Raw genomic sequence first — 24,523 nt, 5'->3', positions numbered from 1 at the left:
CCGGCCGGGCTTCGGGCCGCTAACAAGGCGCTCCGACGAGCGCTCACACGCCCCCGCGCGAGCGAGTCGTCTCCGGTAAGCCCACGCCGCGGCCCGCCCGAGGCCGCCGCCAGCTCAAGCCTTAAGGATGTGCAATGCGCCCCAGCCGTATCCTAGCCGCGCTGACGGCCGCGCCGGCCCTGCTGGCCCTGGTCGCCGGCGGCGTGCTGCCGCCGACTTCGGCGCGTGCGGGCGAGCTCCCCACGGGTCCCGCGGCAGGCGACATGGACATCTCTCCATTCTACCGCTGGGACGGGCCGTTGCCCGGCCAGGCCGGCCAGGTGCTGCGCCGCGCGCCGATGCCCGAGCAGCCGGAAATGACGGCGGCCGGCGAAGCGTTGCGACTGCTCTATGCCTCGACCGATGCGCGCTGGGGTTCGGGACCGATCCCGGTCAGCGGCGTCCTCTTCCTTCCGGCCGGCAAGCCTCCCCAGGGCGGCTGGCCGCTGGTCGCCTGGGCGCACGGCACCCTTGGCGTCGCCGATGTGTGCGCCCCCTCGTGGACCGGCTTCAGGGCGAGGGACGCCGCCTATATGAACCGCTGGCTCAAGGCCGGGTTCGCGGTCGTCGCGACCGACTACCAGGGCCTGGGCGGCCCTGGGCCGCATCCCTATCTCCACTGGCCGTCGGAAGGCCGCTCCGTCCTCGACGCGGCCCGCGCGGCCTTCGCCGAGAAGGCGGGCCTCCTGTCCAACCACGTGCTGATCGTCGGCCAGTCGCAGGGCGCGGGCGCCGCATTGGGCGCCGCACGGCTGTCCCGGACCTATGCGCCCGAACTGAACGTGCTCGGCGCCGTCGCCACGGGCGTCAACAGCACCTTCCCCGATGGTCCCGTCCCGCTCCCGCCCCGGAACTCCGCCAACATGTTCCTGAGCGTCGTCGCCGGCGGCCTGCGGGATGACGGGCCGCCGGTCGAGGCGATCCTGAGCCCTCGCGGCGCCCAACTCCTCGCCGCCGCCAGGCAGGGCTGCACGGCGGAGATCGGGGCCCTTTCCCGCGAACTCGGGATCGGGGGCCTGAGCGACGCCTTCTCGATCTCGCTGGACGAACTGGCGGCGCTCCGCCTTCCGGTCACCGACATGCCGTCACAGGCCGTCGGCGTTCCGCTGATGATCGGCACAGGCCTCTCCGACGCGACGATCCCGCCGATGAGGCAGTATGCGGCGGCGGCGGCGCTCTGCGCCGCGGGCGATCAGGTTATCTGGCGGCGGTACGAGGGACTGGGCCACGACGGGGCTCTGCACGGGTCGTTCGAGGACGCCCTCGCCTTCGCGCGGGCGCGGCTGCGGGGCGAGAGCCCCGGGCCCGCATGCCAGGACCTCTCGCCGCCCGGGGCGCCGGGGACGCTCGATCCGAAGGCCCCCTTCAACAAGGACTGAGCCGGCGTCCGGGAATGAACGGCGGCGCGGCGCGGTGTCGGCGCCGCCGAGTGAGCCAAGGCGGGAGGTCCAGTGCGCCCGCACGCGAGGCGATGCGCGCCCTCCCGCGCGGCGCTAGCCGAGCTCCACGTCCAGCAATCGGACATACTGCTGTCCGGCGTGCAGGTCGCGCTCGACCACGCCGCCCTGGGGCGACGTGCGGGGGTACGAGATCTTGATCATCTCGAGGCTCTCCACCGGGAAGCGCTTCACCAGGGCCGGATCGACGCCGAACGCCGCGGCCATCGCCTCCACGCCGAGCGCGGGGTGATCCACATAGCGGCCGAAGCTTTCGGGGCCGTCGAAAAAGATGTCGACCGTCACCCAGAACGGCCCGGCGTTCTTGGACCGGATGTCCCGGCAGACCTCGCTCAGTTTCGGCATCACGCAGCCTCCGGCCGGGCCAGGTCGACGAACACCGTCCGCACCAGCTCGGTGGGGCTTTCGACCGCCACCACGTGGTTGAGCTTGAACTCGTAGACGGGCCCGCGCTCGATGTCGGCGGGCGAGAAGGCGAAGGCGTAGCTCGGCAGCTCCTTCTCGGGATTGATCGGAAAGTGGAAGAAGTAGGGGTTGCAGGCCTTGGCGATGTCGGTGGCCAGCTTCTGGGTCGGGGCCGTGATCACGCACAGGATCCCCACCTCCCGCGGCGGGGGCGTCCCAGGCGGCGGCGGCTGGCCGTCGAGCGCGTTCCAGCCGTAGAGACGCAGGGAGATCGACCAGCTGTCCGGGTCGGCGTCGATGTTGCGCCGCGCCCGTTCGGTCAGGGCGGCGAGCATCCGGTCGTGGAAGACATCGAGCTGCCGCAGGACCTCGGGGTCGCGGATGCCGATCAGCATGATGGTCTGGCAGGGCCCGACGGCGGCGCCCTCGAGCTTCATGGTGTAGGGCTGCGGCTCCCAACGCGACCCGGTCACCCGCACCCAGCGCGGGTCGAGCTGTTCATAGCGCGCCTCGGTGACGTCGAGGACGCCGCCCGGCTCGACCAGCCGGAACGGATCGCTGTTCTCGTAGAGCATGTGCCGCGACACGCTGTGCGGCGTGCAAAGGTTCGCCGGTTCCAGCGGGGCGACGTCGAAATGCTCGGCCCCGACCCGAAACAGGACGCCTGACCCGAGGCGCTTCTCGGCGCATTGCCCGCCGCACTCCGTAACCTTGCCGGCGTGCCACGAAGGCCCCACGCCCATCCCCTTCCAGAGCGGATAGGCGGCCAGGACGGCCGTGTCCGTGGTCCTTCCGCCAAGCACGATGTCCGCGCCGGCCTCGAGGGCGGCGATGAATGGCTCAGGGCCCATGACGGCGACGATATGGTCGCAGGCGTCGATGGCGGCCTCGTCCAGGGGGCCGAGCGGCGCAAGCGGCGTGATCGCGCCCGATGCGTTCCTGGCTTTCACCGTGGCCTTGTCCTGCTCGCTGTAGAGCAGGGCGATCTTCGGCGTGAGGCCATGTTCGCGCGCGATCTCGACCACGATGTCGCGGGTCCAGTCCACGTTCAGGTCGCCACCCGCCTGCCCGCTGGAGCCGATCAGGATCGGGACACCGTACCTGGCCTGCGCGCGCATGAGGATCTCCAGGTCCCGCTTCACCGCGCCGCGATTGTTCTTGGACATCCCGAGGGCGAGGTAGGCGGCGCCGCTGTCGGTGGAGCCGGCGTCCGATGCGATCACCTGGGCCCCGGCCTCCAGGCCGTGGATCACCTCGCTCTCGCGCACGCCAGCGCCCAGGGAGCCTACCGGCACGAGTACGGTGACGCTGTCGGTCTGGGTCGCTGTCATGTCGCCTCCTTGTGTTGGAGGGCGTATCGGCTCCGACGCATCATCAGTCAATATTGACGAGATTTGTACATATAATGCGTCCGACTACGGCAGCGGACCCACGTAGGTCGTCCGCGGTCGAACCGGCTCGCCGGTGAGGTACTGCTCCATGGCGTGGGCGACCCAGCCGGCCATGCGCGGCAATTGCCAGATCACGCCGCCCTGGGACTTCAGCCCCACCTTGTAGGCGACGAAGCTCAGGGGAATGGCGAGGGACGGCTCGAGCTCGGTGGCGTCGCGCGCGGCGCGCACCGCCGCCATGAACCGCCGGAACTGCGGGTCGTCGCCGACCGCGTCCTCGAGCGCCGCGACGAGCGCCTTGGCCCGCGGATCGCCCGCCGGATACTGTGCCGAGCCGAAACCCGGCAGCGGCGCGCCCTCGCGCAGCGGACGCAGGACGGCCGCCTCGGGGTCGGCGGACTCGAGGATGTCGTCCAGAAGACGCTCGAGGCTCTGGGCGCGTCCGAACGTCGCGCGGCGACCGAAGGTCGAGGCCAGGCCCGCGAGCACGGCCTGGTAAGCCGTGACGCCGGTGTTCGCCAGGGCTCGCACGGCATAGGTGCTGGGATCCAGTTCGTGGTCCGCCGCGAGCACGAAGAGCCGCCGCAGGATGTCGCTGTAGGGCGGCGGCGCGCCGAGACCCGCCGCCACGGATTCGTGCAGGGGCCGATCGTCGGACGGGTCGAAGCCTGCGATCAAGTGACCGAACCAGCGCATCAATTCAGCGCCGTTGCGGGCGAAGCCGCTCTGGGTCAGGTCGAAGGCGCGCGGGTTGCTCTGTTCGAGGAGCGGGATCAGGGTCACGGCCCGGTCATGCACCGGCGCCTCTCCGACGGCTGCGGCCACACGCTGGTAGGCCGCGCTGGTCCGGAGGTTGACGGCCTCGAACGTGGCGTCATGCGGCGCGCCCCAGAGCAACGCGCACACCGACTCCAGCGACTCCGTCTCGGCCAGGGCCACGGCGCTGCGCCCACGGTAGAAGGGCCCCTCGTCGGTCATGAGCGTGAGGGTGGACCGCGGAACCAGAATATCCGCGCCCGTCGGTCCGGCTGCGCCCTTCAGCCGCTCGATGTCCTCGCGCCAGTAGAGCCGGGTGCGCGACCCCGGGGCCTTCTGGGTTCGGATCTGCTTGCGGCTCACATAGGCGTAGAGCGTGGTGACGCTCACGCCCAGCTCCCGCGCCGCCTCATTGGCCGTCAGGTACACGTCCTCACTCCTGCGCTTCTATATATTGATGCACGACGTCAATGTTGACGGCAAGCTCGCGATCCCACACTGACTCCGGAGATCCGCCGTCGAGGAGCCCGCTGTTGAACCTGTCCCTGCTGGGCTTCGCCACCTTGGCGACCTTCCTCGCCCTCGTCCTGACGAAGCGGCTGTCCGCGGCCGCGGCCCTGATCCTGGTCCCGATCGGCTTCGGGATGCTCGGCGGGTTCGGACCGGACCTGGGCAAGATGATGATCAGCGGAGTCTCAGAGGTCGCCCCGACCGCACTGATGCTGGTCTTCGCGCTCCTCTACTTCGCGGTGATGATCGAGGCGGGGCTCTTCGAGCCGCTCGTGCGCAAGATCCTCCAGATCGCCGGCGACGACCCGGTGCGGATCGTCGTCGGCACGGCGGTGCTCGCGATGCTCGTGTCCCTGGACGGCGACGGGGCGACCAGCGCCCTGGTGACCATCTCGGCCATGTACCCCGTCTACCGGCGCCTGGGGCTCAATCCGCTGATCCTGGCCACCCTGCTCGGCCTGTCGAACACGCTGATAAACTGGCTTCCCTGGGGCGGGCCCGCCGCCCGGGCCTCCGTCGCGCTCCGCGTCCCGTTGATGGATGTGGTGGGGCCGCTGCTGCCGGCCCTCGGACTGTCGCTGCTGGTCGTCCTGGCGCTCGCCTACGGGCTTGGGCGACGGGAGCGCCGCCGGCTGGCGGGGATGGCGGCGGCCGGCCCCGTCCAGGACCTCGAGCCCACGACGCCGGCCTCGCCGAAGGAAACCCGCAACCTGTGGCTCAACCTCGCCCTGACGGCGGCCCTCATCGCGGGGATGGTGACCCAGGTCGCTCCCCTGCCCGCGCTCGTCATGGGCGCGTTCGCCATCGCCCTGACCCTCAACTTCCCGAAGCTGTCGGAGCAGAAGGAGCGCCTCGCGGTTCACGGCGAGACCGTGCTGATGATGGTCTCCCTGATCTTCGGCGCCGGCGCCTTCACCGGCATCCTGGCCGGCTCCGGCATGATCGACGCCATGGCCGGCAGCCTGGTGTCGACGATCCCGCCGCAGCTTGGGCCCTACATGGGTCCGATCACGGGCCTGCTCAGCCTGCCGCTCCTGATGTTCATGTCGAACGACGCCTTCTACTTCGGCGTCGTGCCGGTCCTGGGCGCCGCGGGAGCCGCCTACGGCGTGCCGCCGGAAGTGATCGCGCGGGCCTCGCTGATGGGCATGCCGCTCCATGGGCTGAGCCCCTTCATCGCCCCCATCTATCTGGTGGCGAGCCTGATCCGGGCCGATGTGGGGGACATGCAGCGTTTCGCCCTGCCCTGGGCGATCCTGGTGAGCCTGTTCGCCCTGGCGGCGGCCATCCTGACGGGGGCGATCACCGTGGCCGGCTGATCGACGCCACGGACCGCATCGACATCCTCATGAACTGGCGGGCCGGAGCCGCCGGGTCAGCCTCGAAGAGCCGCCATCGCCTGGCGGACGCATGGCGCTGGGGTCCTCGCCCACCTCGATTTCACGCGCCGCCGGCTCGCGCATCGTTCTATTCGCACTTTGCATCACACGAATAGATCCGACGCCATACAGTATCGTCATTAGTTCTTTTGCCGAAGATTCTTAAGCGCCCTCAGAACGCGCAAGAAGAACGAAGAATTGGGGATGGACAATCATGAACATCGACAAGCGTCGCGTGCTGCTGTGCGCGGGCGTCGCCCTGGGCGCGCTCCTTGGCCTGCCGGCTCACGCGCAGGACCGACCGGCCTCGCCGCAGGCGACACTCGAGGAGATCGTCGTCACCGCCCAGCGGCGCAGCGAAAGGCTGCAGGACGTGCCGGTGACTGTCACCGCGTTCGGGGCCGAGCAGATCGAGGACTCCCACATCGTCGGCGTGCAGGACGTCATCACGCGGACGCCCGGCCTCAGCTTCGACGCCTTCCCGGCCAGCGAACCCCGCCTGTTCATACGGGGCATCGGTTCCTCGGACCGCGGCTCCGCGGGCGATCCGAGCGCGGCGGTGTTCCTGGACGAAATCTACCTCGGCCGCCCCTCGGCGATCGCATTCGACGTCTTCGACATCGAGCGGATCGAGGTGCTGAAGGGTCCGCAGGGCACGCTGTATGGCCGCAACGTGGTCGGCGGCGCCATCAACGTCATCACACGCGCGCCGGACCTGTCCGGCTTCGCCGGCGCGCTCGAAGGCACGCTCGGCAACTATGACCGGCGCGAGATCGCCGGAATGATCAATGCGCCATTCGCCGGCGGCCTTGCGGCCTTCCGGCTCAGCGGCAGCATCCGCAAGCACGACGGCTACGTCAGGAGCACGGTCACCGGAGGCGATCTCGAGTCGGGCGACACCCGCAGCGCCCGCGCGCAACTGCTGTTCGAGCCGACCGATACGCTCAGAATCCATCTGACGGCGGACACCACGACCGACCGGGGAACCGGCCCCGCGAACCACGTGATCTTCACGACGCGGCCGGACCGCTATCCTCTGTCGCTCGATCCCGACCGGAGCCTGGCCACCATCGATGGGCGTCAGGACCGCGACACCCACGGCCTGCGCGCGGAGGTGTCCTGGTCTCTGCCCTTCGCCACCCTGAGCTACCTGGGCTCCCACCGGGAGGTGGACTATGAGTCCTACTATGATTTCGACGGCTCGAACGGCACGCGCGGCATCGAGGGCGGCGACATCGAGCACAGCGAGCTGACCAGCCACGAAGTGCGCCTGCTGTCACCGCTCGACAGCAAGGCGTCCTGGGTCGTCGGCGTCTACAGCTACCGCGCCCGGACGGACCGGACAGTCGTCAACAACACCCTCAACTTCGCGGGCCGCGAGCGCGTGGCGCAGGATGCGAAGCTGCAGAGCTATGCGGTCTACGGCGACATCACCTATCCGCTCACCGATCGGCTGAACGTCGTCGCGGGCGTGCGCTACACGAAGGACGAGAAGGACTATCACATCGTCCATCTCGGCCCGCAGCAGTTCCAGACCGTCTTCCCGCTGGACGCCACGGCGAGCGCGAGCTTCGACGCGGTGACCTGGCGTTTGGGCGCCAACTATCGCATCGCGCCCGATCACATGGCCTACGCGATGATCTCGCGCGGCTTCAAGAGCGGCGGCTTCCAGGACGCGCCCAGCTCGCGCGAAGCCGCCGTGACGCCATTCGCCCCCGAGTACGCCACCCAGTACGAGCTGGGTCTGAAGCAGCAGTTCTTCGACCGCACGGTCACCTGGAACAACTCGATCTATCTGATCGACTACACCGACCTCCAGACCGGCCAGACGGTGGGGTTGGCCAAGCTGACCAACAACGCCGGCGCCGCCACCATCAAGGGCTATGAGACTTCGCTTCTCTGGCGGATCGGGGCGGGCTTCGACCTCGGGGCGAACTACGCCTACACGGACGCGACGTTCGACGACTTCGAGACGGTCGACGACGCCGGCAACCCGGTGAACCTGGCCGGAAATCGCCTCAGCCGCTCGCCCAAACACAAGCTGACCCTTTCGCCCAGCTACACCCTCATGCTGGCGAACGGCGGCGAGTTCCGCGCGGCCGCGGAGTATCGCTATGAAAGCCTGATCTACGACGACAACAGCAATCTGGCGCCGGAGATCCGCGAGGCCTCCGAGTTCGTGGACGCGAACGCCGGCTACACCAGCCCCGACGGATCGTGGACCTTCTCCATCTGGGGCAAGAACCTGACCGACGAGCGCAGCCGTACGTTCCAGGTGCTCTTCAACTCCACGCACTTCGTGGCCTACAGCGCGCCCCGCACCTACGGCGCCACGCTTCGCTGGAATTTCTAGGCCTTTTACGACGTCCCCCAGGCGCCGGCGGCCGCCCGCCGCCGGCGCCTCGGGATGATCCTGGAGTTGACGCGTGCATTCCGATCCACCGCGCGACGCGCCGGACAGCGACCGCGAGCGGGCGATCCATCCCGATCTGGCCGCGGCGGCCGCACGCCTGCGCGCGATGGGCCTCTCCCCGCCGGTCGGCGGCGACGTCCACGCGGTGCGCGAGTACATCAACCGGCTGAACGCCGTCACGGCCCGCGGCAGCAAGCCCCTCGCCGACGAGACTGAGCTCTGCTTTCCGGTGAATGGGCGGGCGGTTCCGTGCAAGCTCTACTGGCCCGAGCGCGCCGAGCGACCGCCGCTGATGATCTACTGTCACGGCGGCGGGTTCCGGCACGGGATCCTCGCCGGCTGGGACGCGCCGCTCCGCCAGTTCGTGCGCGAGAGCGGCATGGCGGCGCTCTCGATCGGCTATGCCCTCGCGCCCGAGCACAGGTTTCCCACCGCCTTCGACGAGGTCGTGGTGGTCGCGCGCCAGGTGATCACCGATCGCGAGGTGGCGGGCCGGTCCGTCTGCGGCTTCGCACTCGCCGGGGACTCCGCCGGCGCCAACCTGGCCCTCGGCGCGGCCATAGCGCTCCGCGATCTCCGCGTGCATGGGGTGGACCGCCTGCTCCTTCTCTACGGAGTCTATTCGAAGGATCTCTCGAGCCCGTCCTGGCGAAGGCTCAGCGGGCTCGCCGGCCACGGCCTTTCCGTCGAGTCCATGCGCCTGTACTGGAGCAGCTACCTCGCTAACGACGAGGGCGACTGGCGCGTGCAACCGCTGCACGCCGACCTTCGGGGTCTGCCGCCGACGCGGGTGACGGTCGGCGAGCTGGACCCGCTGCTGGACGAAAACAGGACGCTTGCCGAGAGGCTTTCAACGTCCGGCGTCGACTGCAGCCTGAACGTCCTGCCGGCCATCCCGCACGGGTTCGTGCGGTGGAACGAGGTCGCGCCCGTGGTGCGCCGCATCCTCCAGGACGAAGCGGCTGCGCTGCGCCACGCCTTCGAGCTGCCGCCCCCCGCTCAGGCGAGGTGAAAGTCCCCGACGGCGACCGCCTTGACGGTCCCGTCCATGCCGCGCCTCACGTCTGGGTGGAGAGCGGCGAGACGCCCGCCGCCAGCCAAGGCGCGCCGCCGAAATGACGGCTCTCGAAGGCGCGAATCTCATCGGCGCGCGCAAGCGCCAAGCCCACCGGATCGAGACCTTCCAGCAGCGCCTGGCGGCGCGTGGGTTCCACCGAGAAGGCCGTGACGCCCCCGTCCGCGTCCCGAATGGTCTGCGCCTCGAGGTCGATGGTAAGCGTATTGCGCCGCGGATCCGCAATCAGCGCCAGGATAGGGGCGTGAGCCTCCGGCGACAGGGTGATCGCCAGCAGGCCGTTGCGCGCGCAGTTGTCGAAGAAGATGCCGGCGAAGCTCGTGCCGATCAGCGCGCGCACGCCCAACTGGGCGAGCCCCCACACCGCATGCTCCCGGCTCGAGCCGCATCCGAAGTTGGGGCCGACCACCAGGAAGGCCGCGCCCGCCCACGGCGCCTGGTTGAGAATGAACTCCGGGCGGCTGGCGCCATGCTCGTCGAAGCGCAGGTCGAAGAACACGCCGCGGTCCAGACCGCGACGATCGATCCCCTTGAGGAACTGCTTGGGCATGATGACGTCGGTGTCGACGTTCGCCGCCGGGAGCGGCGCGGCGACCCCGGTCACGGTGCGGAAGGGTTCCATACTAGGCTCCGAGCCGCCGGACGTCCGCGAGGTGGCCGCAGACCGCCGCGGCCGCCACCATCGCCGGGCTCATGAGATGGGTTCGCCCGCCCGCGCCCTGCCGGCCTTCGAAGTTGCGATTGGTGCTGGAGGCGCATCGCTCGCCGGGCGCGAGCACATCGTCGTTCATCGCCAGGCACATGGAACAGCCGGACTGCCGCCACTCGAACCCGGCGTCGGCGAACACCCGGTCGAGCCCTTCGGCCTCGGCTTGCCGACGCACGGCGCTCGAGCCAGGCACGACCATCGCGCGTACGCCCTCGGCCACGCGCCGGCCACGCAGGACATGGGCGGCGTCGCGCAAGTCTTCGATCCGTGCGTTGGTGCAAGACCCGATGAAGGCGCGATCGATGCGGATGTCCTGCAGCGGCGTTCCCGGCGTGAGCCCCATGTAGTCGAGCGCGCGGAGCGCATCGCGCCGACGCCCGGGCGTCGCTTCACGCTGCGGATCGGGCACGACGCCGGTGACCGCCGCGGCCTGATCCGGGCTCGTGCCCCAGGTGACCATGGGTTCGATGGCGTCGCCATCCAGCCGGACCTCGCGGTCGAACACAGCCTCGGGATCGGAGCCAAGCGCCTGCCAGGACAGCACGGCGCGGCGCCACAGATCGCCCTTCGGCGCGCGCGCCTTATGGGCGAGATAGTCGAACACCGTTCGATCGGGCGCGATGAGGGCGCCGCGGGCGCCGCATTCCACCGACATGTTGCAGATGGTCATCCGGCCTTCGACGCTGAGGGCGGAGATCGCCTCGCCCGCATACTCGAGGACGAAGCCGCTCGCGCCGTCAGCGCCGATGCGAGCGATCAGCGCCATGACGACGTCCTTGGCGGTGACCCCCACAGGCAGGCTTCCCGCCACCTCCACCCGCATCGGCCGCAGCCGACGATAGACGACGGTCGACGTGGCCAGCATGTGCTCGATGTCGGAGGTTCCGATCCCGAACCCGAGCGCCCCGAAAGCGCCGTAGGTGGTGGTGTGGCTGTCGCCGGCCGCCACGACCATGCCCGGCAGGACCAGGCCGAGCTCCGGCGCCACCACGTGCTCGATGCCCTGCATCGGATGCAGGATGTCGAACAGCTCGATGCCGAACTCGCGGCAGTTGCGGCCGAAATAGGCGACCTGCTCGGCGCCGCCGGCGTCGGGCATGCGCGGCGTGCGGCGGGGCGCGGTCGAGTTCACGTGGTCGACGACCCCGAGCAGGGCCTCGGGCCGCCAAACCCGGCGGCCGGCCTCGCGCAGGCCGGTGAACGCCTGCGGGCTTGTGTACTCGTTGAGGATGCTGCGGTCGACGTAGAGCAGCACCGTCTCGCCTGAGGGATCCAGATCGGCAACGGTGTGGCTGTCGACAAGCTTGTCGTAGAGGGTGCGCGGCGCGCCCATTACGCCGCCTGTCGTCCCGACCGGCCGTCCGCCACCACGCACTGGGCTGGCGGCGTTCGTCCCCCCAGGACATCGACCACGCAGCGCGCGGCGATCATGTTGGTGCGATCGAGCCCCTCGCGCGTGGAGGCGCCCGCGTGCGGCGCGGCTACCACGTTGGGCAGCGCGATCAGCGCGTCGGTGACGGCGCGCAGGCCAGGGTCGCTCTCGCTTTCGAAGACGTCGAGGCCGGCGCCCCCGAGCCGCCCGGCGAGCAGCGCCGCCAGGAGGTCGACATCCGACACCAGGCCGCCACGCGCGGTGTTGATGACAATGGCGCCCGGTCGCATCGTGGCCAGGCTCTCGGCGTTGATCAGGTGATGCGTGGCCGGCGTGAGCGGCGCGTGCAGGGTGACGTAGTCGCTGGCGCTCAGGAGGGTTGGGACATCCACGAAGGTCACCCCGGTCTCCGCGGCGTAGGCCGGATCGGGTCGGGGCGTGGCGACGAGCACCTTCGCCTCAAACCCGCTCAGTCGCTTCACGACGCTGCGCCCGATCCGGCCTAGCCCCACCACCCCGACCGTCTTCTGGTAGAGGTCCGATCCCATCAGGATCGACCAGTCGCCGCCGATCATCTGGGCCTGCGCCTCCCGGAAGCGCCGCCCGACGCTGACCATCATGCCGATCGCCTGGTCCGCAACGGAGGCGTCGTTGCCGCCCGCGGCGATGGTGACGACACGACCCAGGTCCTGCGCGGCTTGCAGATCCACCCGCTCGAAGCCCACGCCGCGGCGCGAAACGATCGCCAGCCGGGGCAAGGCGCTGAGCAGCTCGCGCGTGACGCGCGCGTGGCCGACGATCCATCCGTCGGCGTCCTCCAGGAGCGCCAGCAAGGCTTCGTGGGATAGTCCGCCGTCCGCCTGCCCCGGCGGGAGATCGGCTATGATGACTTCACACCCGGCGGCTTGCAGCAGCGCCCTGGACGCCTCGTCGAAGAAGCGTTGTGTGACGACGACCCGCCACGAACCTGCACTCATACCCGCCTCCAAACTCCACCCCCTGCGGTAGCTCAGGGCGGCGCCGGCGACTAAGACCGGTTCTGCATAAGATCATGCGCGGGGCCGCCCTCTCACGCCCCGCGCCCCGGCTTCGGGGGGACCTGCGTCGGCTCTCGACGGCGGGGAGCCAGCCTAGCTGTCGACGCATGGTTTGATGCGCAAACGGTCCTGGCAGCGCCCGAGCCGGGCTGTTAGCGCCACAAGGACCGCGTCTTGGCCGAGGCTCTGAGAACAACACAGGCGGGCTGAGGCAGCGTCACGCGCAAATCAAAGACGCCTGTCGTCAATCTCGATTCCAGCGTCCGCGAATGCGCCCAGCAACGGCGAACGACCATAGGGGAGTGAAAAATGGACCGGACGCAGCCTCGTAGGGGTGCGCGCGTCATCGTGCCCACAGGCGCGATGGGCGCAGGCATCAAGCCGGAACACTTGGCGGCGGGCCTGGCGATGGGCGCCGATGCGATCGCTTGCGATGCCGGCTCTACCGACAGCGGCCCGTCGTATCTGGCGCGCGCCGTCTCCAAGTGGGCGCGCGAAGCGATCAAGCGCGATCTCGAGGTCCTCATGCTCGCCCGCGAGAAGGCCGGAATCCCGCTGCTGATCGGCTCCTGCGGCACGTCGGGCGCCGACGACGCCCTTTATTGGACCCGCGACATCGCCCTGGAGGTGGCGCGGGAGAACGGCCTGACGCCGAGGATCGCGGTCATCTGCTCCGAGCAGCCGCGCGCGCTCATCAAGGCGAAGAACGGTGCCGGAAAGATCCGGCCGCTGCCCCCCTCCGGGCCGCTGGACGACGCCGCCTTGGACGCCTGCGACCATATCGTCGCTCTCCTGGGCGCCGAACCCTACATCGAAGCCTTGAAGGCGGGCGCCGACATCGTGCTCGGCGGGCGCACGACGGACACCGCGGTCTTGGCCGCTGTGCCGATCATGATGGGCGCGGGCCTGGGCCCCGCGTGGCATGCGGCCAAGACGGCCGAATGTGGCGGGGTGTGCACCGACGTGCGCGGCGAGGGCGGGGTCCTCATCGAGGTGTTCGAGGACGCCTTCGAGGTCGTGCCGCTCAGCCCGGCGAACCGCTGTTCCGTCAACAGCGTCTCGGCGCACATGCTCTATGAGAACAGCGATCCTTACCGGCTCATCGAGCCGGGCGGCGTGCTTGACGTGACCCGCGCCGTCTACACCGCGCTGGATGAGCGGCGCGTCCGGGTCACCGGCTCGGTCTGGGAGCCGCACCCTTACACCATGAAGCTGGAAGGCGCGGGAAGCGGTCCCTACCAGACCATCAGCCTCGTCGGCATCGAAGATCCGCAGGTGTTGTCGAACCTGGACCTGTTCCATGATCGCCTGGTCGCCGAGCTTCGCCAGCGGATCGACCGCACCTTCGGCGCGGAGGCCGGCGAGTACGACGTTTCGGTGCGGCTCTACGGCTGGAACGCGGTCTCCGGCCGCAAGATGCCCGCCGATGCGGCCGTCCCTCACGAGGTCGGCGCGCTCCTGGTGATCACGGCGGCCACGCAGGAGCTGGCCACGCGGATGTCGAAGACCGTCAACCCGATCTTCTTCCACTTCCCGCTGTCGCCCGAACTGAAGCAGCCGAGCTATGGCTTCGCCTTCACGCCGGCCGAGACCGAGCGGGGTCAGGTCTACAAGTTCCACCTCAACCATGTGGTGGAGACGGATGACGGGCTCGAACTCACCCGCACCGAATGGGTGGATCTCGCCACCAGCAGCGCCCGGGAGCCTGAACATGCCTAAGGTCAGCGATGTGTGCCGCTACGTGCGCTCCAAGGCCGCCGGCCCGTTCTGGGTGACCGTCGACCTCTTCTTCGATGGGCCGGAGTCCTTCGCGAAGTACCACGACAGCCCGAGCCTCGGAGCCGACAGCTTTGCGGCGCTCTATGGCGTCGAGGCCAGGTGGGTGAAGCGCACGCCCGTGCCGGATCTTTCCATGGTCAAGGTCTCGTACCCCCGACCGACGCCACAGGGCTGGATCACCGAGCGCGACATGCACTCCGGTCAGCAATACGTCCGCCTGCTCAACGTCGAGCTGAGCTGATTGCGGGTGTCGGGTCCGGCCGGTGGGCGCACGCCGCCGGCTGCGAGGCCGCTCTCCTGTCTCGTCAGGACCGCATTCGCCTTCGGCGTCCCGTCGGAGACGCGCGCCGGCCTAGGCGTCGCATCGAACGCCTTCTGAGCCGGGCGCGGAAGGGCGGACGGCGGAGGGACCAGGCCAGGCTCCGCCGTCCAAGTGCGCCGGTGGGGAGGAAGATCACCGGGTCTGCCCGAGGCTGGCGCCTCGTCGCGCTGCTTATCGCGGCGGCCCGGGATACGGTCCAATGTCGGTTCGGCATGTCTTTATGCGGGGCTACGGTTGCGCGACGGGCCAAGCGGCGAGGTTGAGGCTTTGCGGCGCGCATGCCGAGCCCCCGAGAGCGGGCGGCAAGTTCATCGGGCGACGCCGGCGCCGGGACGCTGATTGTGGCCAATGTTAGCTTGGGCGAGCCTCGAAGGGACGCTGAAGGGTCAAGCAGGAGACGAATGGCGGATGGAATTTGCGTGGCTCGAAGACTTCCTGATGCTCGCCGACTGCGGTCATTTTTCTCGCGCCGCCGAACGGCGCAACGTGTCCCAGCCTGCGTTCAGCCGCCGCGTCCGGATGCTGGAGGATTGGGTGGGCGTGCCGCTCTTCAACCGCGACACCCATCGCGTGGAACTGACGCCGGCGGGCCTCGAATTCCGCCCGATCGCCGAGGACATCATGCGCCGGGTGGTCTCGGGTCGAGAGCTCGCGCGCGAGGTCGCACAGGTGTCGGCGAGCTCGTTGCGGTTCGTCTGCACCAATGTCCTGTCGCTGACCTTTTTTCCAGGTTGGCTTGAGCGCGTCGAGGCTGCGGCGGCCTCGCCACAATCGAGCATCAGCCTCGTCACCGACAACATGGCCGACTGCGAGCGCCTCATGACGCAAGGCCAGGCGCAATTCATGTTGTGCCATCATCATCCGGCCGCCCAGACGTCCCTCGACTCGACCTATTTCCGCTGCGTCGACGTGGGCGAGGACCTCCTGATCCCGGTCAGCGCGCCGACCGCGCCGGGGGCTGTCGAGCCGATGCACGCCCTTCCCGGTTCGGCGACCTCGCCCGTCGCGCACCTCGCCTTCAGCTCGGTGTCGGGCATGGGCCGGATCATCGCCTCGACGCGGACCCGCGATGCGCCGCCGGCGTGGCTGTCGTCGGTGTTCACGGCGCACCTGGCCATGGTCCTGCTGACCATGGCCCGCCGTGGCCGAGGCGTGGCGTGGCTGCCCGCGAGCCTCATTCAACGCGAGCTCGGCGCCGGCGAGCTCGTGCGGAGCGCCGACACCGACGCCTGGGATATCCCCATGCAGATCCGACTCTACCGCCCGCGCGCCCGACAGAGCGTCGCCGCCGAAGCATTCTGGACGCAGGTCACCCGGACATCGGCCGCCGCGTCCCCGACCTAGGACGCGGCGCGAACCGAGCGTGGGCCTCAGAACCGCGCTTTCAACCCGACGAAGACGCGGCGGCCCACCAGATCGTAGGTGAACGGATCCGTGGCCAGGAGGCCGATATAGGACAGGTTGAGCGTGGGCGGCTTCTTGTCGGCGAGGTTGACCACGCCCACGCGCAGATCGAGGTCCGCGTTGACCTTCCAGAGGGCGTCGAAGTCGAAGTAGCTGATCTCGCCCACCCCCTTCGCCGTCCCGGTGGTGCCCACGTTGTTGGCGTTCTCCATGCCGTCGAGGTAGCGCCAGCGCAGGTTCGCCTTCACGTCCCAGACCTCCCAGCCCAGGGTCGTGGTGGCTTTCCAGGTGGGATGCGCGGCGGCGAACGGGTCGATCTGAACGTTGCCGATCGTGCCGGCGTAGTCGTTGACCGGGGCGCCTGCGAGGTTCTGGATCTTGTAGGTCGCCAGGTAGCTGGCCACCACGCCGAGCGAGAGGGTTCCCCACTTGGGATCGGCGCCGAGATCCTCCAGCCGCACCGACCAGTCCACCTGGAAATCCACCCCGCTCGTCTCATAGCTGGCGAGGTTGAGCTGGGGGTTGAGGATCTGGATGAGCTGGCCGTTCGTGGGATCGCGCTGCAGGAGCTGACAGTAGTAGTCGCTGTTCGAGAAGCCGGTGTTCACCGCGGGGTTGAAGCACTGGGCGGCGGCGACGGGATTGGTGATGAGGCCGATCGCGTCGTCCAGCTTGATGCTGTAGTAGTCCACCGAGACGGACACCCGCGAGAACAGCGGATTGTCGAACCCCGGCCGGACCACCACGCCCAGCGAATAGGTGTCGGCGGTTTCGGGCTCCAGGTCCGGATTGCCTTGGGACGAGAACGGCGTCCGGGGATTGGTGTTGTTGAAGCTGTCGATCAGGTTGGCGGGGATTCCCTGGGCCAGGCAGAGCGCCCGCACCTGGGCGGCGTTGGGGCCGGATCGATAGGCCCCACGGACATCGCAGGGATCGCCTGAGCCGATGACGCCCGGCGCCCCGAGGGCGGTCTGTCCCTGGGCCGCCGCCGCGAACAGCTCGCCCACGCTCGGGGCGCGGATCGCGCGCGAGTAGCCGCCGCGCACCCGCAGGCCCTGGATGGGCTGCCAATCGCCCTCGATCCGATAGGTGCTCACACCCCCGACGGTGTTGTAGTCCGAATAGCGATAGCCGAGGTTGAGGTTCAGCTCCCTGGCCAGGGGCGCGTCCTTGAGCAGGGGGACCAGTAGCTCGCCGTAGACCTCATAAACTTCGGCGAACCCTTTCGATCCGTTGACCGGCAGGTAATTCGCCAGGTCGCCCGCGACGATCAGGGCGTCGGGGGAGAAGCTGTAGCGGTTGCTCCGATAGTCAGCCCCGATGGCGTACTGGAGGTCGCCTGCGGGGAGCTCGAAGAGGCTGCCCGTCAGGTTCACCTCCACATTGCGCTGGGTGAGGGTCGTACGGTTCTTCGCCACCCGGGCGATGAAGTCGATGCACTTCTGGTCGATGGGCGCGAACCCGAACGGGTTGAAGCCGCCCGGACACACGCTGCGGCCGCCGTCCGGCGCGGCCAGCAGGGTGTTGATCGCCGACGAGCTGGGATAGCCGTACTGGGTCGCGAGGTAGTCGGTCTTGCCGGCGTTGGCGTAGGCGTTCCAGGAGGCCTTGATGGCCGGCAGCTTGCCCGAGGCGCCGACGGTAAGCTGGTAGACGTTGTAGTCGTCGACCTCACGCCGGGGGACATTGTCATCGATGAAGGCGCTGATGGTGAAGGGCGCCGTCGGGTTGGGTCGCGAGGCCAGGATCTGCGCCAGGTCGGGCGAAATGAAGGGGTTGGTCACCGGCACGAACAGCGGCTTGCCCGACGTCGAGCCGCTGTTGGCCCAAAGGCCCCCGGTGTTGGTCTTGTAGTCGGTGAAGAGGCCTTCGACGAAGACCTCGACGTCCGGGGTCAGCTCGTAGGAGACGCGGCCCACGAGGTTGTAGCGGGTGAGCGGCGTCTGCACCGACGACACTTCGGAGACCGAGGTGAACAGGGTCCCGTTGCTGACGGTCAGCGGCGGATCGAGGGGACCCCGATAGTTCGTGGGCCCGGCGCTCACGAACAGGCTGCCATCGGTGTTGACCAGGAACTGGCTGTTGCGGCCGACGCGGCCCGCCGGCACGCCGTAGCGGCCGAAGACGGCATTCACCGCCGCCTGGGAGGGGAGGTTGTTCGCCACCACGCCGATGGTGGAGGTGGTGAGCGCCGGCACCAGGCTCTGGAATCGCAGGAAGGAACGGTCGTTGAAGAGCGCGCGGTCGCGGTCCGCGTAGCTGAGGGCGAGAAAGGCCGATCCCTTTTCATCGGCGAAGTCGCCACCCAGCAGCACGCCGATGTCCCTGGTCTCCCCATCGCCGCGGCCGGTCACGCCGTATTGGGCGTTGAGCTCCAGGCCGTTCACGTGCTTGCGCAGCTTCAGGTTCACGACGCCCGCCACGGCGTCCGAGCCGTAGACGGCCGAGGCGCCCCCCGTGATGATCTCGACGTTCTCCACCAGGAACGAGGGGATGGTGTTGAGATCGATCGAACCGTCGGGGCTGGACGGCTGCACGCGACGTCCGTCGATGAGCACCAGGCCGCGTTGGGGCCCCAGGCCACGCAGATTGAGGTTCGCCTGCCCGCCGCGCGCCACGGTGTTGGTGTTCGAGCTCGCGGAGAAGGCGAGCTGCGGCAGCTGATTGAGCGATGTCTCGAGCGTGGGCGAGCCTTGGGCCGCGATGGCCGACTGATCGATCGTGACGATCGGGCTGTTGGACACGAAGTCGCGCCGCGCGATGCGCGAACCGGTGACCACCACCTCAGCGAGGCTCTCCGCCTCGCCCTCGGCCCCCGAGGGCGCTTGCTGGGCGGCGGCGGGCGCGGCGGAGAGCGCTGCGCCCGAAAAGAGCGCGGCCACGGCGGTCGACGTGAGGAGACGCATGAATCCTACCCCTTATTGCTTCAGCGCCTTCTGTATTGAGGCGTATGGCTCGGGATTGGCCGCGAATTCTCACAGCTGTTCAATGCGACTTCACGCAACGATCAATTCGTTTTCAGAATAACCATTCTGTATACGTGCAGATTCGCCCCCACCAATCCCAAAATGACGAGACTGGATTCCACCACAAACACACAGTTCATTTGCATGAATACACGCAAAACGTGCATTCAAAAGCCGAAGTCTTCTTAAGCGCCCGCCATCGCCTCAGGTGGCCTCGGCGAGCGCGCGTCGTGGGGCCGCCGCCGTAGCAGCATCTGCGCCGATCTCGGCGACCAGGTTGAAGTCCCGGTCGACCGTCACCACGCAGTCCGGTCCCGCCGCAAAGCTCGACTCGCGTTCCTCGAACACCGCCGGCCCCGCCACGCGATCGCCAGGCTTGAGCGCATAGCGATCGATGACCGCCGTCGAGACGTCGCCGAACCCGGGGAAGTGGATGGTGCGATGACCGCGTTCCGGGGTCCCGCCCGTCGGGTGATGCGCGAGGCTCACAGGCGTCACCGGCAGCGAAGCCGTGAGCCGCCAATTGATGGCCTCGATGGGCATGTCCTCGAACACCCGATCGAACCGCTCGGCGTAGGTTTGCAGGAACGCGGCGCGGACGGCTTCGCGGTGGTTTGCGCTGAGCGGTCCCGGGGGCAGATCGACGGGCACTTCGAAGCCTTGTCCGAGGTAGCGAAGGTCGGCGCTCCACCGCATGACAATGTCTTCCGGCCGGCCGCCTGCGCGGAGCAGGACGTCTCGCGCGCGGGCTTCCATGCCGGCGTAGAGCTGGTTCACATGATCCCAGTCGAGGGTGTGCAGTTGGCCCACATAGCCGCGTGCGTCATCGACCTCCGGAGCGGCCACGAGGAACCCGAAGGCGGAGATCACGCCCGCCCCGGGCGGCACCATGATGCGGCGGACCTTCAGGAGCTTGGCGAGGCCGTAGGCGTGCACGGGCCCGGCCCCCCCGAAGGCCAGGAGGGTGTAGCTGCGCGGATCCTTTCCCTTCTCGGCCATGTGCATGCGGGTAGCCGCCGCCATGCTTTCGTTGACGATCTCCTGGATGCCGCGCGCCGCGTCGTTGGTCTCGATCCCCAGGCCGCCGGCCAGCCGCGTCGCGATGGCCGCGCGCACGTCGTCCAGCGCCAGGGCCATTTCGCCGCCCAGGAAATAGTCGGGATTGAGGTAGCCGAGGTACAGATCGGCGTCGGTGACCGTGGGCTCGGTCCCGCCGCGCGCATAGGCTACGGGGCCGGGCACGGAGCCCGCGCTGCGGGGCCCCACCTTCATCAGCCCCAGGGCGTCCACCGCCGCGATCGAGCCGCCGCCGGCGCCGATCTCGATCATGTCGACGACCGTGACCTTCAGCGGCAGACCTGACCCCTGCTTGAAGCGGTGCACCCGGCCGGCCTCGAAGTCGTGCTTCACGTGAGGCGCGCCGTTCTCCACGAGGCACATCTTCGCCGTCGTGCCCCCCATGTCGAAGGAGATCACCTTCGCCTCGCCGGCCGCCTGGGCGATGTGGGCGGCCGCCATGGCCCCGGCCGCCGGGCCGGACTCGATGAGACGGATCGGGAAGGCCTTGGCTTCCTCGATGGTGGTCACGCCGCCGCCCGAGAGCATGATCCGCAGGTCGCCCGCAAAGCCCAGCCGCGCCAGGTCGGCGCCCAGCCGGTCCAGGTAGCCGTGCATCAGCGGCTGGACGTAGGCGTTGAGGCAGGCGGTGCTGGTGCGATCGTACTCGCGGATCTCGGGCGCCACCTCGCTGGACAGCGTTACGAGGAGGTCGGGATAGAGCTCGGAGATGATCTGCCGCGCGCGAAGCTCGTGGGCGGGGTTGCGGTATGAGTTCATGAAGGCCACCGCCAAGGCCTCGACCCCGTGTTCGTCCACCAGCATCCGAACCGTGGCGGCCAGGGCGGACTCGTCCAGCGGCTCGTGCTCGGCGCCGTCCGCGCGGATCCGGCCTCGCACGCCCCAGCGACGCGCCCGCGGGACGATGACCGGCGCCGGTTGCTGGGCCAGGTCGTCGGGATCGTAGCGGATCTCGCGTCCCATCTCGAGGACGTCGCGGAAGCCTTCGGTGCAGACGAGGCCGACCTTGGCGCCGGTGCGCTCCAGCACCGTGTTGGTCACCAGGGTCGTGCCGTGCACGATGCTGTGGATTTGCTCGGCCCGGGAGTTCGTTTCGGCGAGAAGGCGTTCGACGCCCTCCACGATGGCCCGGCTGGGCGCCTCGGGCGTCGTCAATCGCTTGCCCGTTCGGGTGAGCCCCCGGACCTCGTCGTGCAGGACGAAGTCGGTGAAGGTGCCGCCGATGTCGACGCCGATGCGGATTGTCTTTTCCATGCTCACGCCGACCTCTTCCAGGCGCCGTCCACCGGCGCGTACTCTTGGCTGGCTGCGCGCGGTGTCACGAAGCCGTTCTCGATGTCGCTGGCCAGCGCGGCCGGATCGCGCTCCGGCGGTGGGCCGTAGCCGCCGCCGCCGGCGAACTGCAGGGTCACCGATCGTCCGACCTCCAGGAGGCTGCGCGACTTGAGCCGAAGCGGCTTGCCGTCGTCGAGCACGGCGGCCGCGGGCGCGCCCGGCCCGCCCCCGTGGATGCCGAGCGCGGGGTGCCGCTCCCGATCGCCGATGATCTGCACTTCGACCGGGCCATTGCTCAGGTTCTCAACCTCGACCTCCTGGCCGAGCCCCCCGCGATGGCGGCCCGGACCGCCGGAGTCAGGGCGGAATTCCTTGCGCCGGAACAGCAGCGGCGAGGTCGCCTCGAGAGCCTCGATGCTGCCCGCGCCGGAGTTCGTCGGGAAGGCCGTGGTGGACAGCCCGTCGCGGTCCCGCCCCGCCCCCATGCCGGCGCTCGCAAAGAGCATCAGGCCGAACCGGCGCCCTTCGTCGTCCTGGCCGTAGAACCGGATGCGCATGGCCGGCGCGCCCCCGCTGTCGGCGATCACCCGCTCGGGCACGACATCGGCCAGGGCCTGGTAGATGGCGCAGGAGAGCAGGTGCCCGGTGAGGTGGCGCGCCTGCACGGCCGCCCCGCGCCGGCAGTTGACCAGGGTGCCCTCCGGGGCGGTGACCTCGATCGGCCGGTAGGACCCCTCGTTGCGGCGCGTCAGTGGGTCCAGCACGCACTTGATCGGGTAGATCGAATAGGCTTGCGTGTAGTTCAGCGTGCAGTTCGTGGCCCGACTGTTCTGAAGCGCGGTGCCGGCGTAGTCGATCTTCATCGTGTCGCCGCTCACGGTGATTGTGCAGGCGATGTGGGTCGGGTGATCGTCGAACCCGTCCGCGTCGATCTCCGAGCGATAGACCCCATCGGGGATGGCGGCGATGGCCTGGCGCATCGCCTGCTCGGACTTCTGATGCACGGCGCGGGAAAGCCCTTCGAAGTCCGTCAGGCCCGTATCCTCGAGGAACTCCACCGCTCGCCTGCGGCACACCTCGTTGGCGGAGACCTGGGCCTCCAGATCGCCGCCCGTGAGCTTCGGCATCCGGATGTTGGCGAGCAACAGCTTGAGGAGTTCCTCGTTGCGCTCGCCGGCGCGGTAGAGCCGCACCGGCGGAATGACCACGCCCTCGTCGATCAGGTCGCGGTTCTGGCCGCTGAGGCTGCCGCCGATATCTGGCGAGTGGGCGACCGTGCCGCTGAACCCTACGAGCCGGCCGTGGTGGAAGATGGGCATGACCACGGCGATGTCGGGCAGGTGGCCCGTCGCGATCCAGGGGTCGTTGGTGATCACGCAATCCCCTTCCCGCCAGCTGTCCGCCGGATAGGTCTCCAGGAAGTGGCGGGTCGTGCGACCGAGAAGGCCCGCGAACGTCGGGATACCGCCGCTGCACTCGGCCAGGGTTTCACCCCTGGCGTTGAGCAGGCAGGTGGCGAAGTCGTTGGATTCGCGGATGATGGTGGAGAAGGCCGAGCGCAGCAGCGTCTTGGCGGACTCATCGGCGATGGCGACGAGGCGGCTCCACCAAATCTCCAGGGTGATCGGGTCGATCTCAGTACTCACGTCAGCGGACTCCAGGCGAAGGGCGGTCGCGGCCGAGGTCGCCCGAAGCGGGCGATGGAAGAACGGCCGGGATAAGGTCAGGCATCTGCGCGCTCGGCGGCTTCGCGGGCCTCACAGAGGATCACGGCCTCGCGCAGGGGACGAAGGGTGATGCGCAACAGCACCAGGGCGGCGGGCACGGCCACGCAGAACAGCGTGGCCATCGAATAGTTGAGGCGCGCCTCGTCGCGGAAGACGAAGTCGGTGAGGGCGCCCACGCTGAGCGGGCCGAGACCGCCGACCAGGCTCACGGGGATCCCCACCATGGCGGTTAGCCGACCCCTGAGGGTCCGCGGCGCCACCATCTGCACGGTGACATTGAGATAGGCCAGCAAGGGCACCGTGATGATGGCGACGGCGGCGTAGAGCGGCACGAAGATCCGCAGGTCCCGCGTCAGGAACACCACCGCCACCAACGGCACGGAGGCGAAGAGCAGCCAGGTGTAGAAGCGGATGTGGATGTCCTTCACGCCGCGCGCATAGAACCAGTCCATCACGCCGCCCTTGAGCACCAGGGTGAGGGAGGACGCCAGAGCGACGGCCCCCAGCAAGGGGCCATACTGCGCCGGCGGCATGCCGAACTGCCGGTCCATCAGCGTCGGCGCCCACCCGATCAGGGTCTGGCCGCACATGGCGAGCAGGGAAAATCCGAGCAGCATCGGGAGAAACAGCCGCCAATGCTGGCGCAGGAACTGCACGGCCGTGCCGGCCTCACCGCTCGTTGCGGAGACGGCCGACCGCTTGGGAGCCTCCCGGAACGTGAAGACCATCAGGCCCAGAACGACCGCGGGCAGGCCGGTGATGGCGAAGACGAGCCGCCAGGGTTCGGCGCCCCGCAGCGCCGGGATCGCCGCCTCCGCCTGGCCGGCATAGACGATGGCGATCGCGCCGAGCCCGAGCGCGGCGGCGCCGCCGATCTTCAGGCCCATCGAATAGATCGAGACCGCCGTCGTCATCAGATGGCGGGGGAACTTCTCGGAGATGAGCGACAGCGCCGCAGGGCCCAGCGAGGCTTCTCCGATCGCGACCACCGCGCGGGCGACGAGCAGCCAGAGGAAGGACGTCGCAAAGCCTGAAACGACGGTGGCCGCGCCGAACACGACCGCGCCAAGCGCGATCACCATCCGGCGGGAGAAGCGGTCCGCGGCCCATCCGAGCGGGATGGCGAACAGCGAGAAGCAGACGGCGAAGGTCGGCCCCAGAAGCAGGCCCACCTGGAAGTCGGAGACGGTGAGCGTCTCCTTGATGTTCGGCACCAGCATCGCGACGATGGTGCGATCCAGATAGGAGACGAGGTTCAGAAGGAAGGTCAGGACGAGGGTCCACCAGGCGTCGAAGCCGGCCCTCGGCGCGCGACCCGCGAGTTTCCGGCCCTCCGGCGGCAATGGCTCCGACAGTACGGCCACGCAGACTCCCTAATCCGATGGGCTCTCCGACCCTCGTCGGGAGAAAGGACCCGCGGGATGGGCGAA

Annotated in this window: 17 protein-coding genes; 7 read left to right on the top strand and 10 right to left on the bottom strand. The window is 69.0% G+C overall.

What is annotated here, in order from left to right; translation table 11 throughout:
* Nucleotides 1-134: 134 nt before the first annotated feature.
* Nucleotides 135-1,418, top strand: coding sequence for a lipase family protein (locus tag AX721_RS07385; protein ID WP_197422495.1), 1,284 nt, complete (start codon nt 135-137; stop codon nt 1,416-1,418).
* 114 nt (nt 1,419-1,532) lie between these two features.
* Here AX721_RS07385 and AX721_RS07380 read toward each other — a convergent pair whose 3' ends face one another.
* From AX721_RS07380 to AX721_RS07370, 3 genes are all read right to left on the bottom strand, one after another.
* Entirely contained in the window at nt 1,533-1,841 is a 309-nt protein-coding gene (locus AX721_RS07380) for a DUF4387 domain-containing protein (protein ID WP_068875368.1), read from the bottom strand.
* The gene (locus AX721_RS07375) at nt 1,841-3,232 is read right to left on the bottom strand and encodes an acyclic terpene utilization AtuA family protein (RefSeq protein ID WP_068875367.1); all 1,392 of its coding nucleotides are present in this window, start codon (nt 3,230-3,232) and stop codon (nt 1,841-1,843) included. The genes AX721_RS07380 and AX721_RS07375 overlap by 1 nt, the downstream gene beginning before the upstream one ends.
* 84 nt (nt 3,233-3,316) lie before the next feature.
* On the bottom strand, nt 3,317-4,477 hold the full coding sequence (locus tag AX721_RS07370; RefSeq protein ID WP_068875366.1) for a citrate synthase: 1,161 nt from the start codon (nt 4,475-4,477) through the stop codon (nt 3,317-3,319).
* A 104-nt stretch (nt 4,478-4,581) separates the two neighbouring features.
* On the opposite strand from AX721_RS07370, the gene AX721_RS07365 reads away from it, so the two are divergent.
* The 3 genes from AX721_RS07365 to AX721_RS07355 all read left to right on the top strand — a co-directional run bounded on the left by AX721_RS07365 (nt 4,582) and on the right by AX721_RS07355 (nt 9,362).
* Entirely contained in the window at nt 4,582-5,877 is a 1,296-nt protein-coding gene (locus tag AX721_RS07365; RefSeq protein ID WP_068875365.1) for a CitMHS family transporter, read from the top strand.
* A gap of 274 nt (nt 5,878-6,151) precedes the next feature.
* On the top strand, nt 6,152-8,290 hold the full coding sequence (locus tag AX721_RS07360) for a TonB-dependent receptor (protein ID WP_068875364.1): 2,139 nt from the start codon (nt 6,152-6,154) through the stop codon (nt 8,288-8,290).
* Nucleotides 8,291-8,363: 73 nt separating this feature from the next.
* Complete coding sequence (locus AX721_RS07355) at nt 8,364-9,362, top strand: alpha/beta hydrolase fold domain-containing protein (protein WP_068875363.1); 999 nt, start codon at nt 8,364-8,366, stop codon at nt 9,360-9,362.
* 46 nt (nt 9,363-9,408) lie between these two features.
* Here the strand turns inward: AX721_RS07355 and leuD are convergent, their stop codons facing one another.
* The 3 genes from leuD to AX721_RS07340 are packed head-to-tail and all read right to left on the bottom strand — an operon-like array spanning nt 9,409 to nt 12,483.
* Entirely contained in the window at nt 9,409-10,047 is a 639-nt protein-coding gene (gene leuD / locus AX721_RS07350; RefSeq protein WP_068875362.1) for a 3-isopropylmalate dehydratase small subunit, read from the bottom strand.
* Between the two features lies 1 nt (nt 10,048).
* Nucleotides 10,049-11,467 carry a 3-isopropylmalate dehydratase large subunit gene (gene leuC, locus AX721_RS07345; protein WP_068875361.1) on the bottom strand — a complete coding sequence of 473 codons (1,419 nt, stop codon included), beginning with the start codon at nt 11,465-11,467 and terminating at the stop codon, nt 10,049-10,051.
* Nucleotides 11,467-12,483 carry a phosphoglycerate dehydrogenase gene (locus AX721_RS07340; RefSeq protein ID WP_068875360.1) on the bottom strand — a complete coding sequence of 339 codons (1,017 nt, stop codon included), beginning with the start codon at nt 12,481-12,483 and terminating at the stop codon, nt 11,467-11,469. The genes leuC and AX721_RS07340 overlap by 1 nt, the downstream gene beginning before the upstream one ends.
* Before the next feature lie 369 nt (nt 12,484-12,852).
* Here AX721_RS07340 and AX721_RS07335 point away from each other — a divergent pair, with 369 nt between their 5' ends.
* The 3 genes from AX721_RS07335 (at nt 12,853) to AX721_RS07325 (ending at nt 15,988) form a co-directional block, all read left to right on the top strand.
* Entirely contained in the window at nt 12,853-14,262 is a 1,410-nt protein-coding gene (locus AX721_RS07335; protein WP_068875359.1) for an acyclic terpene utilization AtuA family protein, read from the top strand.
* On the top strand, nt 14,255-14,563 hold the full coding sequence (locus AX721_RS07330; RefSeq protein WP_068875358.1) for a DUF4387 domain-containing protein: 309 nt from the start codon (nt 14,255-14,257) through the stop codon (nt 14,561-14,563). The genes AX721_RS07335 and AX721_RS07330 overlap by 8 nt, the downstream gene beginning before the upstream one ends.
* Nucleotides 14,564-15,052: 489 nt before the next feature.
* On the top strand, nt 15,053-15,988 hold the full coding sequence (locus tag AX721_RS07325) for a LysR family transcriptional regulator (RefSeq protein WP_068875357.1): 936 nt from the start codon (nt 15,053-15,055) through the stop codon (nt 15,986-15,988).
* 26 nt (nt 15,989-16,014) lie between these two features.
* On the opposite strand, the gene AX721_RS07320 is transcribed toward AX721_RS07325, so the two are convergent.
* The 4 genes from AX721_RS07320 to AX721_RS07305 all read right to left on the bottom strand — a co-directional run bounded on the left by AX721_RS07320 (nt 16,015) and on the right by AX721_RS07305 (nt 24,457).
* Nucleotides 16,015-18,954, bottom strand: coding sequence for a TonB-dependent receptor domain-containing protein (locus AX721_RS07320; RefSeq protein WP_068875356.1), 2,940 nt, complete (start codon nt 18,952-18,954; stop codon nt 16,015-16,017).
* Nucleotides 18,955-19,218: 264 nt separating this feature from the next.
* Nucleotides 19,219-21,345 (bottom strand): hydantoinase/oxoprolinase family protein, encoded by a 2,127-nt coding sequence (locus tag AX721_RS07315; RefSeq protein WP_068875355.1) that lies wholly within the window; start codon nt 21,343-21,345, stop codon nt 19,219-19,221.
* A 2-nt stretch (nt 21,346-21,347) separates the two neighbouring features.
* A complete protein-coding gene (locus AX721_RS07310; RefSeq protein ID WP_068875354.1) occupies nt 21,348-23,012 on the bottom strand; it encodes a hydantoinase B/oxoprolinase family protein in 1,665 nt (554 codons plus the stop codon).
* Between the two features lie 77 nt (nt 23,013-23,089).
* Complete coding sequence (locus tag AX721_RS07305; RefSeq protein WP_156467055.1) at nt 23,090-24,457, bottom strand: MFS transporter; 1,368 nt, start codon at nt 24,455-24,457, stop codon at nt 23,090-23,092.
* Nucleotides 24,458-24,523: the final 66 nt, after the last annotated feature.

Source organism: Phenylobacterium sp. CCH9-H3, assembly GCF_001557235.1.
In the GTDB taxonomy this organism is placed as follows: Bacteria; Pseudomonadota; Alphaproteobacteria; order Caulobacterales; family Caulobacteraceae; genus Phenylobacterium.
The sequence above is the reverse complement of the archived record's forward strand: the minus strand, read 5'-3'. Positions and strand labels throughout refer to the sequence as shown.